Genomic DNA, 15510 nt, shown 5'->3' with positions numbered 1-15510 from the left:
CTCGCTATAATCACCCATGACTCGCCCTCCTTGCGTGAGGCTCTGCCCGGACCATCCGGGTAACCCTCGCAGTCGCATCGAGGGTGAGTCGCCCCGTTCAGCAAAGGGACATACGGTCTGAGGTGCGAGTGGCGCGATGCAAAGCATCGCGCCGGGAGCCTCGAAGGATGAACGGCCGAGATGCTTCGATACTCCCAGCGGCGATGGCCGGGACGTCGCCCTTCGAGGCTCGCCGAAGAGGCTCGCACCTCAGGGTGACGGTCGCTGTTCCTCCACAGTCATTGCGAGCGGAGCGAAGCAATCCAGAATCTCTCCGTGGAGGCAGCCTGGATTGCTTCGCTCCGCTCGCAATGACGGAGCAAGTGGCGAGGCCATTGCTCTCCAATTCACATTTCAAACAGCAGACGCACCTTCGCGATCTCGCGGCGGATCTCGCCCGAGTTTTTTCCTCTCGCGGCGCCCTCGCAGAGACAAGGGCGCAGGGAAGGCCGGGCGCCGGCTGGCACCCGCGATCCGTGCGCCACAAAGAATGCACACGGGGTGGATCACAGGTTTCGCCGGATCGCCCGGCCTTCCCTGCGCGAATGGTTTTAACGGTGTCCTTCGTGCTCTCCCCGGGGAGCGATGCACTATTGCCCCCGTCGCGCTCGCGGATCACTGATGTGGGTGCCCGGTCGGGCCGCTCACATCACCGCAAGGCTTGACGCACAGACCCCGGGCGTCAGGACCACACGACTTCTCCGTCCGCGCACGTCTTCGCATGCATCCCCGGCGGCTGGCGTGTGCTCGCCGTCTGAGGTCATGCCAAGACGCTGCCAGCGTCGTGTCGTTCGCGCAGGCGGCGATTGCTCACGGCCGAAGCCGCCCTGCAATGCCGATCGCGCCCGACGCCGTCGCGTCCATCGCTGCCCGGCCCGCGGTTCGTGACGATCGCGATCCGCCCCTTGTCTCGGGCCAGGGTGTCTCGTCTGTACGACAAATCCGAAGTTCGGTAAAGCGGAATATTTGCGTGGCCGCGGCTTGACAGGCGTGCGATCGGATCGATCGCCTGTTTTGCCCGACGGGCAATCCCCTGAAACGCGATGAGATTGGGATGAATCGTCATCGCGCTTTAGGTGGTTGTGTTTGAGCATGATCTTTTCGGAAAACCGCTGCGCACTTTTCCGGATCATGCTTTAGGTACCGACGAGGCGAGGGCGGCGATTGGCGAGCGAAGCCTTGGCCGACAGGGCGCGCAGCCATTCGCGGAAGCTGACGATCTCGGGGCAATCCGCGGTGCCCTCGGGCGCGATCAGCCAGTCACCGAGGCCCGATCCCTCATTGACCCGGTCGCAGCGATAGCCCGGATGGTGGCCGAGACCGCGCGTGATCAGCACGTCGACCTTGCCTTCGACCAGCTCGTGCAGGCCGGCGGGCTGCAGCACCCGCAAGCCGATCTCCGCATGCGCGCTGCGAAACTCCGCCAGATCGAGCCGGCGCAGGTCGAAGGCGCCATGGACCCCGAGCTGCAGCAGCACCGCACCCGCCGGCTTCAATTGCGAGGTCGCGTCCGCAATGCGACGGAAGCCATCGGATATGCCGGGCAGATAGGCCTGACCAGCCGCGGTGAGGACGAGCTGCTTGTGCAGCCGCTCGAACAGCTGCGCGCCAAGACGCGCCTCCAGCGCTTTTACCTGCTGCCCCACCGCCGCGGGCGTCACGTGCAATTCGTGCGCGGCGAGCTTGAAGCTGAGATGGCGCGCGGCGGCTTCGAAGGCGCGGAGCGCGTTGAGCGGTGGAAGGGTATAGGTCATCGGACCTCAAGTTTGACACCGATCGCCCGCGGCCTTGCAATAGATTTTCTTGCGCTGAACTGCAGGAATGATGCTTTGCGCCGTGGCGACCTCGCCGGATACGGTCGGCGCGCAATACGGAGAACCCCATGCCCCGCCGACTGGATCATTTCGTCCTCTGCGTCCACGATCTCGAACAGGCTGCGCTCGATTGGCAGAAGCTGGGCTTCAGCCTCACGCCAACCGGCGTGCATCCGTTTGGAACCAGCAATCGCCTCGCGCAGTTCGCCGACAATTTCGTGGAGCTGCTGGCCGTCACCAACGAGGCTTTGGTGCCCGCAGCAACACAAGGCCATTTCAGCTTTGCGGCCCATAACCGGGATTTTCTGAAGCGGGCCGAAGGCATGTCGATGCTGGTCCTGCACAGCACCGACGCCCATGCCGATGCGGCGCGCTTCAGGGCCGATGGTATCGGCGCCTATGCGCCGTTCGATTTCGGCCGCGACACGGTGCTGCCAGGTGGAGGCACGGCACGCGTTGCATTTTCCCTCGCCTTCGCCACGGATCCCGCCATGCCCGGGATCGCGTTCTTCACCTGCCAGCAGCGTCACCCGCCGGAACTGTTCTGGAAGCCGGAATATCAGCGGCACGCCAACGGCGCCGCGCGCGTGACCGAAATCGTGATGTCGGCGCCGGAGCCGGCAGCCCATCGCGATTTCCTCGAGCGCCTCATGGACGGCCCCGCCGAGCTTGCACCTGATAGCCTGACGGTCGGCGACCGCAACAACCGGATCACGCTGCTCGGCCCGTCCGAGCTGGTGCGGCGGCTGCCGGGCGTCGAAAGCGGCGCTTCGCCGCGCTTCTGCGCTGCGCGCATCGCGGTCGCCGATCTCGCTGCGACGCGGCGGGCATTGGAGAGCAACGGCGTCGGCTTCGCGATGACGGGCGGCGTGCTGCTGGTCCCACCCGCCGCCACGCATGGGCTGGCGCTTGAATTCGTCGAACAGGAAGCAAACTGATATGGCTCACATCCTCGCCCACAATCCCGCAACGGTCCACCCGCCCGCCGGCGGTTACAGCATGGGCGTTGAGCTCAGCCAGCACCGTCGCCTGTTGTTCGTCAGTGGCCAGGTGCCCGAGGAAACCGACGGTGCGGTGCCGGAGGGATTCGAGGCGCAATGCGAGCAGGCCTGGCGCAACGTCATCGCGGTGCTCGCCGCCGCCGGTCTCGGCGTCGCGCATCTGGTCAAGGTCACGACGTTCCTGACCGACCGGAGCCAACTCGTGCCCAACCGCATTATCAGGCGCAAGGTGCTCGGCGAACACGAGCCCGCCGTGACGGTCGTCGTCGTTCAGACCGTCGCCAGCAAATGGTTGCTGGAGATCGAGGCGATTGCTGCGGAATGAAGCCGGCTCCCGCCGACCTTGCGACGTGTCAGGTGTTCAATGGCTGAGACCGTTCATCCCTTCTACGAGGCGCATCGCGGGGCCATGGAGGCCGCCATGCGCCAGCGGATCGATCTGGCGGAGGCGATGTTGCGCGAGCGCGCGCATCTCGCCGACATCGAAGGCATCAGGCAGGAGGTGATGGGCGAGTTCGAGATCGTGCTGGCCCAAATGCCTTATGTCGGCGGCGCGGCGAGCCGCATGAGCGATTTCTTCATGCGCCTGATCGGCTTCATGGCGATCAGCCGCGTGCTGCGCCGACATGATGTGCCGCTGCCCGTGATCGGCGAGATCGAGCGGGAAACCTACAAAGCACAATTGCTCACGGTGCCCGAAGCGGAACGTCTCGCCGCGGGGCGTCAGTTCATGTCGCCCGAGAACCAGGCCCTGCTGCGCGAGCAGGCGGCACTGAGTGCGACAAGCAGCCATCAGGACGCGTTTCCGGAGGATTTCGTCTACGATTTCGTCGCGCCCGGCCCGGGTGACAAATTTGAGTTCGGCATCGATTACAAGGCCTGCGGCTTCTGCAAATTCGCGGCGCGCCATGGCGACAAGGAGGTCCTGCCGAACATTTGCGGGCTTGATTTCGACGCCTATGCGACGCGCGGCATCCATCTGGAACGGACGCAAACGCTGGCCGGCGGCGCGAGCCACTGCAATTTCCGGTTCTCGCGAGTGCGTTAGGCGAGTGAGGTGGGGAGCACGCTGCCTCAACACCGGTGTCATGCCCGGCTTGACCGGCCATTGTGCAAACCAACTATCGCCGCGGAGTACTGGATCGCCCGCCCCAGTGCGCAATTGCGCACAAGGCGGGCGATGACAGTGAGGGTGCGGCTAGCAGCGCCTCAGATCACCCCAACCACCCGCAACGCCACACCCGCCGCACATGAGCCCGCGAGCACCGTCAGCATCCCCAGCTTGAAGCGGAAGATCGCCGTCGCCGCCGCGATCGCCAGCAGCAGCGCCGGGATGTCCACGCTTCGCAGCACCGGCATGTCGAAATTCAGCGGGAAGGCGTGCACCGGCACGGTCTCGCGGAACAGCGTGTGCAGGGCGAACCAGATCGAGAGGTTGAGGATCACGCCGACGACGGCGGCGGTGATCGCACTGAGCGCGCCGGCGAGCCCCGTGTTGCCGCGCAGGCGCTCGATATAGGGGGCGCCGACGAAGATCCAGAGGAAGCAGGGCGTGAAGGTGACCCAGGTCGCGAGCAGGCCGCCGAACGTCGCTGCGACCATCGGCGACAGCCCGCCGGGATCGCGATAGGCCGCCATGAAGCCTACGAACTGGAGCACCATGATCAGCGGGCCGGGCGTGGTCTCGGCCATGCCGAGGCCGTCGAGCATCTCGTGCGGCTTCAGCCAGTGATAATGCTCGACCGCCTGCTGGGCGACATAGGCCAGCACCGCATAGGCGCCGCCGAAAGTGACCAGCGCCATCTTGGAGAAGAACAGCGCGATCTGGCTGAACACGCTGGCCTGGCCGAAGATCGCGAGCAGCGCGACCACCGGCACCAGCCAGAGCGCAAGCCACAGCGCGGCGGTGCGGATCGTGCGCGCGGTGTTGGGGCGGACATGTTCGGGCACGGCCTCGCCGAGCATACTGTCGATCGCGGCGGTGCTGGCGCCATGGCCGTGGCCGGCCGGAGCGAATTCCGGACGGCCTTGCCGTGCGCCGATATATCCGATCACGCCGGCGGCGATGATAATGATCGGGAAGGGGACCGCGAAGAAGAAGATCGCGACGAAGGCGATCGCGGCGAGCGCGATCATGATGCGGTTCTTCAGCGCACGCTTGCCGACACGGAACACCGCTTCGATCACGATGGCGAGCACGGCGGCCTTCAGCCCGAAGAACAGCGCCTCGACGAAGCTGACATTGCCGTAGGCGGCGTAGATGTAGCTGAGGCCCATGATGGCGATGATGCCGGGCAGGACGAACAGCCCGCCCGCCATCAGCCCACCGGCGGTGCGATGCATCAGCCAGCCGACATAGGTGGCGAGCTGCTGCGCCTCCGGGCCCGGCAGCAGCATGCAATAGTTCAGCGCATGCAGGAATCGGCCTTCGGAGATCCAGTTCTTCTCCTCGACCAGGATGCGGTGCATCACCGCGATCTGGCCCGCGGGCCCGCCAAAGCTCAGGCAGGCGACGCGGAGCCAGACACGGAAGGCTTCGCCGAAGCTGATGCCGTGACCGGCATCAGCTCCCGTTGGATTGGCGCGGGTGTCCATTACGCCTTCACCTTGTTGGTCGGCCAGTTGTGGGTCTCGGTCGTGGCGTCGCGGCACCAGCGGTAGAAGGCGTCGTAGAGCGTCATGCCGGCTTCGAGCTGCTCGAGGTCGTCATCATACATCCGCGACAGTCCGAGCGAGGCCGCGAGCAGGCCGGGCGCTTCCGGCGCCAGGTCAGGCCGCGCGGTGTCGGCGCCGCGCACCAGCGTTGCGAGCCGGAGCAGGGGCGGGGTCGCGATCCCGAACTCCTCGATCATGACGTCGAAGGTGCAGAGCTCGCCGCGGTGACTCCAGAACACGTTCTCGATGTCGAACGGGGCGGCATTGAAGCGCTCGCCGACGGCGACCACCTCGGACGGCGCCACAAAGAGGAACACCGCGTTGGGATCGACGAAGCGGCGGATCAGCCAGGGGCAGGCGATGCGGTCGACCTTGGGCCGCGCCCGCGTCACCCAGACGGTGCGCCCCTTGGCGTCCCGTGATGGCAGCTTGCGGGCATCGACCAGCGGCAGCTTGGCCGCCTTCCAGCCCTCAAAACCGTCCTCCAGGGTTTCCGCGTCAGCGCCGAGCTGCCTCAGCCAGGCGGCCGTGCCCTGCGCGAGCTTGCCGCCGCGCAGACAGGAGACGATGACGGAGCGGCCGGCAAATTCGCCGCCCCATTCCGCAACGGTCTCGTGGCTGAGCCTGATCGAGCCGGGAATCAGCTGCCGGTCGGCGGCAAAATCCTCCTCGGTGCGGACGTCGATCAGGACAGGAGCATTGGCCGTGCCGATCAGGCGCGCCAGTTTATCGGATGAAATAGCCGTGAAAGTAGACATATTGTGCGTCCTCGTAGGAACCGAACGGGACGCGATACTTGGGCATGTCGCCTCGTGGGGAGATCGCTCAAATCCCCATGGCGCAGATTACAGCGAAACTAAGCCGGGCTGTCAATCGGCACGGCGATTGAGCCTTAGAAAATCGGCCTTGCCCGGTCTATAATGCGGACCAACAGACCTTGAATCTTCTGGAGAATTCGATGCATTCCCACTCCATTGAACAGTGGACCCATGACCACGCCTTCCTGGGCGAGAAGCACGACGAGAACGAGCGGCGCACCTGGCTCGTGGTCGTGCTGACGCTGGTCATGATGGTCGGCGAGATCGTCGCCGGCTCGCTGTTCGGCTCGATGGCGCTGCTCGCCGACGGCTGGCACATGGGCACGCATGCGGCGGCGCTGGGGATTGCGGCGTTTGCCTACCGCTTCGCGCGCCGGCATCTCGGCAATGCACACTTCACCTTCGGCACCGGCAAGTTCGGCGATCTCGCCGCGTTCTCCAGCGCGATCATCCTCGGACTGATCGCGGTCGAGATCGCCTATGAGAGCGTGCTGCGGCTGATCAATCCGGTGCCGATCGTCTATGGCGAGGCCATCGCGGTGGCCGTGCTGGGGCTGTGCGTGAATCTCCTCAGCGCGTGGCTGCTGCGCGACAGCCATGATCATCACCATCACGGCCACGATCATGGCCACAGCCATGCGCATCACGATCACGACGATCATGACCACGACCATGATCGCCACCACCATCATCACGACAACAATCTCCGCGCTGCCTATGTCCACGTCATGGCGGACGCCGCGACCTCGGTGCTGGCGATCGGCGCGCTGGTCGTCGCCAAGTATTCGGGCTGGGCGTGGGCTGACCCTGCCGTCGGGCTGATCGGCAGCGTCGTGATCGCGAGCTGGGCGTTCGGCCTGATCAAGACTTCGGGTGCAGTGCTGCTCGACGTGCGCGCCGACGAGAAGCTGGAGCGGGTGATCCGGGCGCGGATGGAGGTCGGCGAGGATCGCGTCACCGATCTGCATCTCTGGCAGGTCGGCCCCGGCCATTGTGCCGTGCTGCTGTCGGTGGTGTCGGATCAGCCGAAGCAGCCGGCCGTCTACAAGAAGCGGCTCGCCGGACTGAAGCGGCTCAGCCACGTCACGGTCGAGGTCGAGACCTGCCCGCATTGACGTGATCTGCGGGCGTGGAATTCTGCGGCGCGGCCGGGGTTGATCCTCGGTCGCAGCCGCACCCCAAGGCTTGCCAGGGAGGGACCAGGAATGACGCCCAGGATCAAACTCGTTCTCGCCGCTACCGTGCTGGCCTTGTCCGCCCCTGCGGCGATGGCGCAATCGGAAAAGACCGGCGTCGAAAGGCTCTACGTCCTCAATTGCGGCGAGGGCACCGCCGGCGACATCTCGCGCTGGACGCCCGGCCTGAACGAGGGCAAGACGATGGACTTCGTCGACAGCTGCTATCTCATCAAGCACGCCAAGGGCTGGTTCCTGTGGGACACCGGCATCGCGGATTCCGTTGCCGCCATGCCCAACGGTCTTGCGCCGGCCGATCCCAAGGCCGTCACCTGGCGCCGGCCGAAGACGCTTGCCGGCCAGCTCGAGCAGCTCGGCGTCAAGCCTGACGACGTCAAGGCGATGGCGGTCTCGCACACGCACCCGGACCACTCCGGCAATGTCGAGCTGTTCCCGCAGGCCACGCTCTATGTGCAGAAGGCCGAATATGACTGGCCCGGCGCCAACAACGAGCCGCGCTTCAAGCCCTCGCATCCGGTAGAGCTGTTGTCGGGCGACAAGGACGTGTTCGGCGACGGCAGCGTGACCATCCTGTCGACACCGGGCCATACGCCGGGACACCAGTCGCTGCTGGTGAAGCTGCCGAAGACCGGCGCGGTGGTGCTCTCGGGCGATGCCGTGCATTTCAAAGACAATTGGGATAACCGCCGCGTGCCCAGCATGAACGTCAACAAGGAGCTGAGCGCGTCCTCGATGCAGAAGATCTCCGACACGCTCGCCAAGGAGAAGGCGCAGCTCTGGATCAACCACGACAAGGCGCAGCGCGACAGCCAGAAGATGGCGCCGGAGTTCTACGACTAGTTCTCCGTCGCATGCCCTGTTGCCACAGTGGTGGCAGCAGGGCCGTGCTAGCCGCTCCCAAAAGCTCCGGGACAGGAGGCGAGGCGTGGGGGAGTGGCTCGGCGTTGCGATCGCGCTGGTCTCGAGCAGCATCGGCGGCACCGCCGCGGCGATCACCCGCTATCTCGTCGTCGGCGCCGATCCGGTGCTGCTGGTGATCCTGCGCTGGGGGATCGGCTTTCTCTGCCTGTTGCCTTGCGTGCTGCTGCTCCGTGTGCGCTTTCCGCGGCGCCCCGACTGGCCGGCCGTGGCGCTGCTCGGCATCTGATTCTTCGGCCTGTTCTTCATCCTCTACAATATCGCGGTGTCCTACACGACCGCGGCGCGCGCGAGCCTGGCGCTCGCGACGCTGCCGCTTCACACCATGGTGGTCGGCGCGATCCTCGGCGTGGAGCGGCTCACTGGGCGCAAGATCATTGGTGTCGGCATCGCCGTGCTCGGCGTCGCGGCGGCGCTGGCCGCGGGCCTCGCGCAAAGTCCGCCCGGCGCCTGGCGCGGCGAGCTGATCATGACCGGCGCCGTGTTCTGCATGGCGTTCTACAACGTGCTGTCGCGGCCGCTGATGCAGCGCTCGAGCGCGCTCGGCTTTCTCACCGTCGGCATGGGCGCGGGCGCCGCCGTGCTGGTGGTGGCGGGGCTGGTGAAGGGCAGCTTTGCGGCGCTCGATCATTTCACCGGAGCGCAGTGGATCGCGGGCATCTATCTCGGCGCCGGCGGCGGCGCGCTCGCCTTCATCCTCTGGGTCATGGCGCTGGCGCGGGCGACGCCGACCCGCGTTGCCAACACGATGACGGTCAATCCGATCGCCGCGACATTGCTCGCCGCGCTGCTGATCGGCGAGCCGATCACGGCCAATCTCCTGATCGGGCTCGTCGCGGTGTTTGCCGGAATCTGGATCGCGACCGGCGAGGCGAAGACGAATTGATCTGCTGCGTGCATTGCGATCGATACAAAAATGTCGTCGCAATTTTACGAATAAGTCTGCCGCACAATCGCAGGACGCCGTGCAGACCGATGCAGGTGGAGGCGAAGCGTCGTCACCGTACTGCTCATCATTTCGGCATGCTGCTCATCGTGAGTTCAACAGGCATGCTGTTCGAAAGAGACGGGCATGCGTTCTCTGTAGTTCGATCAGGCCTTCATTTAAGCGGGCTTTAAAGAGTCGGCCGATATGCATGCTGACTTGCGTCATTCAACAGAGCGGCAAGCATATGCGTAATTCGATGGGACGGCGTCAGTTCTTGTGCGGTTGTTGCGCGGTGCTTGGAGCGACCGTACTGCCGCGGCGCGTGAGCGCTGCCGGCGATCCCGAGATCGTGCCGATCGAGTTCGCGAGCTTTCACGATCAGACGTTCAAGAACGAATATCTGCAGTTCATGAATGTGACGATCCCGCCCGGACAGATCGCGGCCTATCACAGTCACACAAGGGACTTTGCTCAGGTCTACATGGCCGTCTCGGATGCGGAGGGTACGCCGCTCGGAGGCAAGCCTGTCATCACGCCGCGCAAGGTCGGCGAAGTGTTGTTCACGAACTACACGAAGAAGCCGGGCGTGCACCAGGTCGCCAATGTCGGCTCCAGCGACTTCCGGATCATGGGATTTGAACTGTTCGATTCGGAGCCCGGCCGCTTCTCGCCGGTGGCTCGCCCCGAGCCCTATGTCTCGGTCATGGACAACCACCGCGTCCAGGCGTGGCGGCTGATCCTGAAGCCGGGCGAGGTTGCGCCGGCGATGACGCAGGCCGCGCCCGGCGTGCGGATCGTGGTGCAGGGCGGCGTGCTGGTCGAGGGCGTGCAGGGCAAGCCGGACCACAAGCTCAATCTGAAATACGGCGACTTCGCCTGGCAGAATGCGGGTCCGGTGCGGACGATGCGAAACGCGGGGACATCGACCGTCGAGCTCGTCGAGTTCGAACTGAAATAACGACACGTGCGGGGCGCGAGGGCTGGCGCGGGCCGGTCCTCACGTCGCGGGTTTTGATGCGAATGAGGAGCGGGGCATGTCTATCAAGCGGTCGGGTATTGCGATTGCAGCGCTGATGTCAGGCGTCGTGGTCCTGACCTCGGGCCTGCAACTGCGCGAGCGCTGGAGCGCTTACCAGAACGCCATCGCGGCGCATGCCCTGGAGACTCGTCTCGCCGCCGGCTTCGACGCCGTCGGCAGCCTGACCATCGAGCGCGGTCCGGTCAATCGCGCGCTGCTCGGGAAGTCCGCGGCCGATGATGCGGTGCTCAAGGAGTTCGCCGACAATCGCCGGACCACCGACGACGCCCTGGCGAAGCTGGAGGCGCTCGGCAGCGGCGATGCCGACCTGACGCAGCGGGTCAAGGCCGCCACGGCGAAGATCGCCGCCGCGCGCGAGGAGGCCGCTTCGCAATGGAAAAAGCCGCTGACGGAGCGTCCCAGCGGTGTCGCCGCCAAGGCCATGCGCGACTACGGCGAGGCCATGGCGAGCCTGAACGAACTGCTGGAGTCCGGCATCAAGGCGACGATGCGGCTGAGCACCACGGCGGGCAATCTGCTCGACGTCGCACAGAAGGGCTGGGTGATCCGGCAGACCGCCGGCCAGGTCTCGCTGCTGATCTCGGGGCTTGTGGCGTCCAATCGCCCGGCCACCTTGGCGGAGCGGGACGAATTGAACGCTGCCAACGGCCAGATGACGCGGCTCTGGGCTGAAATTCTCGACCGCGGCGACGATGCTCTCGCGCCCAGGAACACGCGGGCCAGCGTCGGTACGGCCCGGGATCGCTATTTCGGCTCGGACAAGCCGCTGCGCGACGGGCTGACCAAGGCTGCCTTCAACGGCACGCCTTACGAGGTGTCGGTGGACGACTGGCGCAAATCCGCGACCGCCGCGAACGCCTCGCTGCTGGGGATCCGCGACGCCGCGCTGCGCGACGCGCAGGCCGTGGCCGAACGCGACGAAGCTGATGGGCTCGGCGGCATCCTGTTCGCCGGTGCGGCCATCCTGGTCGTGCTGGGATTGTCGGCAGCTTCGTCGTTACTGCTCGTGCGTCATTTGCTCACGCCGATCTCGAAGCTTTCGGATGTAATGACCCGGCTTGCCCGCAACGAGGAAGCCGAGGTGCCGTTCGCCGCCCGTAAGGACGAAATCGGCGGCATGGCGCTTGCGGTGCAGGTGTTCAAGGAGGCCATGGCCACCACCAACAGGCTCGCCGGTGAACAGGCCGCCGAGCGGATCGTCAAGGAGAAGCGCACGGCGCGTCTGGAAGGACTGGTCAGCGATTTCGAGACCAAGGCGGGCGCCATGGTAGCGCTGCTGGCGTCGGGAGCGACCGAGCTCGAGACCACAGCGCGATCGATGTCCTCGACCGCGACGCAGACCAAGGGGCAGGCGACGACAGTCGCGGCCGCTGCCGAGGAAGCGAGCGTCGGTGCGAGCACGGTTGCCTCTGCGGCCGAGGAGCTGACGGCGTCGATCAGCGAGATCAGCCGTCAGGTCGCGCAATCGTCGACCATCACCGGGCGCGCGGTGGCCGACGCGCAGCGCACCGACAAGATCGTGCAGACCCTGGCCGAAGGCGCCGAGAAGATCGGCGAGGTGGTGACCCTGATCCAGGCCATCGCCGCTCAAACCAACCTTCTGGCCCTGAACGCGACGATCGAGGCGGCGCGGGCCGGGGAGGCCGGGCGCGGCTTTGCCGTGGTCGCCTCCGAGGTGAAGATGCTGGCGAACCAGACGGCGTCGGCAACAGCGGAGATCGGGGCCCAGATCACGCAGATTCAGAACGCCACCAAGGAGGCCGTCAACGCGATCCGCGGCATCAGCGGGACGATCGAGGAGGTCAGCTCGATCTCGAACGTCATCGCAACGGCAGTCCAGGCGCAGGGCGTGGCAACGGCGGAAATCGCCCGCAATGTTCAGCAGACCTCGCAATCCGTGAAGGACGTGACGGCGAATATCAGCGGTGTGAGCAAGGCGGCCACCGAAACGGGCGTCGCGGCGACCGAGGTGCTGAGCGCGGCCGACGGTCTGTCGCGACAGGCCGAGCAGTTGACGAGCGAGGTGGGCAGCTTCGTCGAGGAGGTCCGGGCGGCCTAATGCATAATCCGGAAAAGTGCGCAGCGGTTTTCCGAAAAGATCATGCTCAAACAACAACCTCGCGATAGGCTTCAGCGCGGCGCCGCCGTCACTCGCGGCGGTCCGCCCTCCGGCGTCTTCTTCGGCTTCAGCGAGCCGGCGTAGAACGAGACCAGCCACACCAGCAGGACGGCGAGGAGATAGACGCCCCAGGCCTGCGGCGGCGTGGTTGCCCAGCGCAAAAGGCCTTTGAAGCTGCGGGGCGGCGGGCTGTCATTGTCGCTCATGGTCCGCTTGTGCGCGAAAGCGGGCGTGCGGTCAATCCGGCCGCTTGCCGGCGCGGATCAGGAACAGCGCCGCCAGCGCCGACAGGCTGAGGGCGGAGGAGACCATCAGCACCCTGGCGCCCATGACGTCGATGAGCAGGCCGAAGGCGAGCGGCGCCACCGCCTGCGCCATCCGCGCCGGCGCGCCGATGATGCCGAGGCGGTAGCCGAAATCCTTCGGGCCGAAGATCGCCAGCGGCAGCGTCCCGCGGGCGATCGTCAAAATGCCGTTGCCGGAGCCGTGGAGCAGTGCAAAGGCGCTCGCGGCGGCGCCGCCGAAGATGGCGACGACGGCAGCTCCGATCGGGTGGGTGAGGCAGGCAAGCCGCGTCGACCACAGCGGATGAAAGCGGCTGAGAACGCTCGCCTCCAAGATGCGCGCCACCACCTGCGCCGGGCCGATCAGCGCGCCGGCGGCGATCGCCTCGACATGCGTCGCGCCCGTTGCTTCCAGGATGCGCGGGAAATGCACGGCCATCGCGCCGGTGACGGTCCAGACCGCGGCAAACACGAAGGCGAGCAGCACCATGGTGCGATCGAGCGGCACATGCGGTTTCTCCGCCGTTGCCGCCGCCTGCTTGGCGCCCTTGATCGCCGGCAGCATGAAGAAGTTGAGGGGCAGGCCGATCAGGATATTGGCGGCGGCCCAGGCAAAACAGGTCTCGCGCCAGCCGATATGGGCGAGCCCCCAGGCGGTGAGCGGCCAGCCGACGGTGGAGGCAAAGCCCGCCATCAGCGTGATGCCGGTGATCGAGCCGCGCGCCTCGGTGCCGTAGATGCGGCCGAGCGCGGCGAAGGCGGCGTCATAGAGTCCCATCGCCATGCCGAGGCCGAGCACGAGCCAGGCGAAGGCCATCACCGCGAGAGACTGCGAGAGACCGAGCAGCACTAGGCCGGCGGCAATGATCAGGTTGGAGGCCGATAGCACCTGCCGTCCGCCGACGAGATCGATCTGCCGCCCGATCCGCGGGCCCAGCATCGCCGAGATCACCAGCGAGGCCGAGAACGCGCCAAAGATCCAGTTGGTGGAGATGCCGAGGTCGTGCGCCATGGGATCGGCGAGCAGCGCCGGCAGATAGTAGCTGGACGCCCAGGCCAGGGTCTGCGTGGTGCCGAGCGCCAGGATGATCGGAAGCTGGCGCTGGCTCATATGCGCGGGTTTCGGGTCGGCGGTGTCATCTGTTCCATTTGCAGCCTGCGACGCGAGTGCGTCAACCGCGCCTGCGGCATATTCGACCTGTCGCGGACGGGGGCCTTGGATATGCAGCGTTCCACGCGGCCTTTCGCTCGTCACGAATGCACGCCATAATGGCGTATGCAATTGACCTCCCGCCTTGCGTTGATGAACTGGCTGACCGGCCAGGGGCTCACGGGCCTGCCCGAAAACGAGCTGCTTCGCGGCTTCTGCGAGCGCTGCCGCGCTGAGGGCCTGGAACTCTCGCGCGCGCTGGTCGTCATCGACACGCTGCATCCGATCTATGAGGGACGCGGCTTCCGCTGGAGCGACCGCGCCAGCAACGAGAGCGAAATGTTCGAATACGGCTCGACTGCCGAAGGCGACGCCGCCAAGAGCTGGCGCCGCTCGGTGTTCTTCCACATGCTCGAGCACGGCCACGACGAGATGGTGATTGATCTCGCCGACGCGCCGTCGATGGACTTCTCGCAGATCGGCGAACTCGCCGAGAAGGGCCACAAGCACTATCTGGCCTTCGTGCATCGCTTCGGCGAGAACGGCGCGCTCGGGCTGATGGACTGCCTCTATTCGTGCTGGACCACGCGGCGCGATGAAGGGTTCGATGAAGCCCAGCTCGAGGCCATGCGCGATCTCGTGCCGGTGCTGGGGCTTGCGATCAAGTCGGCGCAGCAGGTGGACATCGCGCGCACGCTGGGGCGGGTCTATCTCGGCCGCGGCGCCTCCGAGCAGGTGCTTGGCGGCCGCATCTCGCGCGGCGTCACCGAGCGCATCAAGGCCGTGCTCTGGTACTCGGATTTGCGCGGCTCGACCGGGATCAGCGAGAGCATCGGCCCGGACGAGATCATCCCGTTCCTCAACGACTATGCCCAGGCCGTGATCGACGCGATCCACGATGCCGGCGGCGACGTGCTGAAGCTGATCGGCGATGGCGTGCTGGCGATGTTCACCGGCGAGGACATGGCGCATGCCCGCCGCGCCGCGCTGCGCGCCGAGCACCTGTTCCGCCAGAACGTTGGGGCGCTGAACGGGCGCCGGGCGGCCGACGGCCGTCCCACCACGTCGGCGTATATCGGCCTGCATGTCGGCGAGGTCTTTTACGGCAATATCGGCAGCGAGGACCGGCTCGATTTCACAGTGGTGGGACCGACCGTCAACGAGGTCAGCCGCATCGCCTCGATGAGCCGCTCGGTCGACCGCGAGCTGCTGGCATCGGCGGAGTTCTACAAGGGCCTGGACGCCGCCGGCCGCCGCTACCTCGTCTCCACCGGCCGCTACGCGCTGCGCGGCATCGGCCATGCGCAGGATCTCTATACGCTCGATCCCGACGTCGATGCGAGCGAGCCGGTGACCGGGAGCTACGAGCGGTATCTGGCGAATTAGGCAGGCTGCTTCAACTTGCGCCGTCATTGCGAGCGTAGCGAAGATTCCATGGGGAGTGGATAGCGACCGGGTCTGAGGCCAGACTGAGGTTGCTGAAGCACTCAACCTGGAGACAACGATGTTGTTCGATCATCTTTCCGACGGACCGGCCGCTATCCGCACG

14 protein-coding genes and 1 pseudogene are annotated in these 15510 nt (G+C 66.0%); 9 read left to right on the top strand and 6 right to left on the bottom strand.

Going from position 1 to position 15510, the window contains the following annotated elements:
- Positions 1–799: 799 nt before the first annotated feature.
- Both RAD16_RS40140 and RAD16_RS40135 read right to left on the bottom strand, forming a co-directional pair.
- The gene (locus RAD16_RS40140; protein ID WP_458163574.1) at positions 800–1105 is read right to left on the bottom strand and encodes a hypothetical protein; all 306 of its coding nucleotides are present in this window, start codon (positions 1103–1105) and stop codon (positions 800–802) included.
- A gap of 70 nt (positions 1106–1175) precedes the next feature.
- Positions 1176–1793: a LysR family transcriptional regulator gene (locus RAD16_RS40135; protein ID WP_458163572.1), complete on the bottom strand. Its 618-nt coding sequence runs from the start codon at positions 1791–1793 to the stop codon at positions 1176–1178.
- Between the two features lie 128 nt (positions 1794–1921).
- Between RAD16_RS40135 and RAD16_RS40130 the strand changes: the two genes are divergently transcribed.
- From RAD16_RS40130 to RAD16_RS40120, 3 genes are read left to right on the top strand one after another with little or no spacing between them, the layout of a single operon-like run.
- A complete protein-coding gene (locus RAD16_RS40130) occupies positions 1922–2791 on the top strand; it encodes a VOC family protein (RefSeq protein WP_458163570.1) in 870 nt (289 codons plus the stop codon).
- 1 nt (position 2792) lies between these two features.
- Positions 2793–3179: a RidA family protein gene (locus RAD16_RS40125; RefSeq protein WP_458163568.1), complete on the top strand. Its 387-nt coding sequence runs from the start codon at positions 2793–2795 to the stop codon at positions 3177–3179.
- A gap of 39 nt (positions 3180–3218) precedes the next feature.
- Positions 3219–3902: an L-2-amino-thiazoline-4-carboxylic acid hydrolase gene (locus RAD16_RS40120; protein ID WP_458163566.1), complete on the top strand. Its 684-nt coding sequence runs from the start codon at positions 3219–3221 to the stop codon at positions 3900–3902.
- A 161-nt stretch (positions 3903–4063) separates the two neighbouring features.
- Here RAD16_RS40120 and chrA read toward each other — a convergent pair whose 3' ends face one another.
- Both chrA and RAD16_RS40110 read right to left on the bottom strand, forming a co-directional pair.
- Positions 4064–5449: a chromate efflux transporter gene (chrA, locus tag RAD16_RS40115; protein WP_458163564.1), complete on the bottom strand. Its 1386-nt coding sequence runs from the start codon at positions 5447–5449 to the stop codon at positions 4064–4066.
- Entirely contained in the window at positions 5449–6267 is an 819-nt protein-coding gene (locus tag RAD16_RS40110) for a chromate resistance protein ChrB domain-containing protein (protein ID WP_458163562.1), read from the bottom strand. The genes chrA and RAD16_RS40110 overlap by 1 nt, the downstream gene beginning before the upstream one ends.
- A 200-nt stretch (positions 6268–6467) precedes the next feature.
- Here RAD16_RS40110 and dmeF point away from each other — a divergent pair, with 200 nt between their 5' ends.
- The 5 genes and pseudogenes from dmeF to RAD16_RS40085 all read left to right on the top strand — a co-directional run bounded on the left by dmeF (position 6468) and on the right by RAD16_RS40085 (position 12467).
- On the top strand, positions 6468–7442 hold the full coding sequence (gene dmeF, locus RAD16_RS40105) for a CDF family Co(II)/Ni(II) efflux transporter DmeF (protein WP_458163560.1): 975 nt from the start codon (positions 6468–6470) through the stop codon (positions 7440–7442).
- A 90-nt stretch (positions 7443–7532) separates the two neighbouring features.
- On the top strand, positions 7533–8363 hold the full coding sequence (locus RAD16_RS40100) for an N-acyl homoserine lactonase family protein (protein ID WP_458163558.1): 831 nt from the start codon (positions 7533–7535) through the stop codon (positions 8361–8363).
- A gap of 85 nt (positions 8364–8448) precedes the next feature.
- A pseudogene (locus tag RAD16_RS40095) lies at positions 8449–9327 on the top strand (DMT family transporter).
- 334 nt (positions 9328–9661) lie between these two features.
- Positions 9662–10327: a hypothetical protein gene (locus RAD16_RS40090; RefSeq protein WP_458163556.1), complete on the top strand. Its 666-nt coding sequence runs from the start codon at positions 9662–9664 to the stop codon at positions 10325–10327.
- 76 nt (positions 10328–10403) lie between these two features.
- Entirely contained in the window at positions 10404–12467 is a 2064-nt protein-coding gene (locus RAD16_RS40085; RefSeq protein WP_458163554.1) for a methyl-accepting chemotaxis protein, read from the top strand.
- A gap of 71 nt (positions 12468–12538) precedes the next feature.
- Here the strand turns inward: RAD16_RS40085 and RAD16_RS40080 are convergent, their stop codons facing one another.
- Entirely contained in the window at positions 12539–12733 is a 195-nt protein-coding gene (locus RAD16_RS40080) for a hypothetical protein (RefSeq protein ID WP_458163552.1), read from the bottom strand.
- Between the two features lie 31 nt (positions 12734–12764).
- Positions 12765–13922, bottom strand: coding sequence for an MFS transporter (locus RAD16_RS40075; RefSeq protein WP_458163550.1), 1158 nt, complete (start codon positions 13920–13922; stop codon positions 12765–12767).
- Positions 13923–14087: 165 nt separating this feature from the next.
- On the opposite strand from RAD16_RS40075, the gene RAD16_RS40070 reads away from it, so the two are divergent.
- A complete protein-coding gene (locus tag RAD16_RS40070) occupies positions 14088–15347 on the top strand; it encodes an adenylate/guanylate cyclase domain-containing protein (protein WP_458163548.1) in 1260 nt (419 codons plus the stop codon).
- Positions 15348–15510: the final 163 nt, after the last annotated feature.

It is taken from the genome of Bradyrhizobium sp. 18BD (genome assembly GCF_054185225.1).
This window is presented reverse-complemented; position numbering and strand designations above follow the sequence as displayed.

What these genes read in the sequence shown, in the direction of transcription:
- RAD16_RS40125 (WP_458163568.1), top strand. Translation starts at nt 2,793, where the DNA reads ATGGCTCACATCCTCGCCCACAATCCCGCAACGGTCCACCCGCCCGCC.
- RAD16_RS40075 (WP_458163550.1), bottom strand. Translation starts at nt 13,922, where the DNA reads ATGAGCCAGCGCCAGCTTCCGATCATCCTGGCGCTCGGCACCACGCAG.
- RAD16_RS40140 (WP_458163574.1), bottom strand. Translation starts at nt 1,105, where the DNA reads ATGACGATTCATCCCAATCTCATCGCGTTTCAGGGGATTGCCCGTCGG.
- RAD16_RS40135 (WP_458163572.1), bottom strand. Translation starts at nt 1,793, where the DNA reads ATGACCTATACCCTTCCACCGCTCAACGCGCTCCGCGCCTTCGAAGCC.
- RAD16_RS40070 (WP_458163548.1), top strand. Translation starts at nt 14,088, where the DNA reads ATGCAATTGACCTCCCGCCTTGCGTTGATGAACTGGCTGACCGGCCAG.
- RAD16_RS40120 (WP_458163566.1), top strand. Translation starts at nt 3,219, where the DNA reads ATGGCTGAGACCGTTCATCCCTTCTACGAGGCGCATCGCGGGGCCATG.
- RAD16_RS40110 (WP_458163562.1), bottom strand. Translation starts at nt 6,267, where the DNA reads ATGTCTACTTTCACGGCTATTTCATCCGATAAACTGGCGCGCCTGATC.
- dmeF (WP_458163560.1), top strand. Translation starts at nt 6,468, where the DNA reads ATGCATTCCCACTCCATTGAACAGTGGACCCATGACCACGCCTTCCTG.
- RAD16_RS40080 (WP_458163552.1), bottom strand. Translation starts at nt 12,733, where the DNA reads ATGAGCGACAATGACAGCCCGCCGCCCCGCAGCTTCAAAGGCCTTTTG.
- RAD16_RS40085 (WP_458163554.1), top strand. Translation starts at nt 10,404, where the DNA reads ATGTCTATCAAGCGGTCGGGTATTGCGATTGCAGCGCTGATGTCAGGC.
- RAD16_RS40100 (WP_458163558.1), top strand. Translation starts at nt 7,533, where the DNA reads ATGACGCCCAGGATCAAACTCGTTCTCGCCGCTACCGTGCTGGCCTTG.
- chrA (WP_458163564.1), bottom strand. Translation starts at nt 5,449, where the DNA reads ATGGACACCCGCGCCAATCCAACGGGAGCTGATGCCGGTCACGGCATC.
- RAD16_RS40130 (WP_458163570.1), top strand. Translation starts at nt 1,922, where the DNA reads ATGCCCCGCCGACTGGATCATTTCGTCCTCTGCGTCCACGATCTCGAA.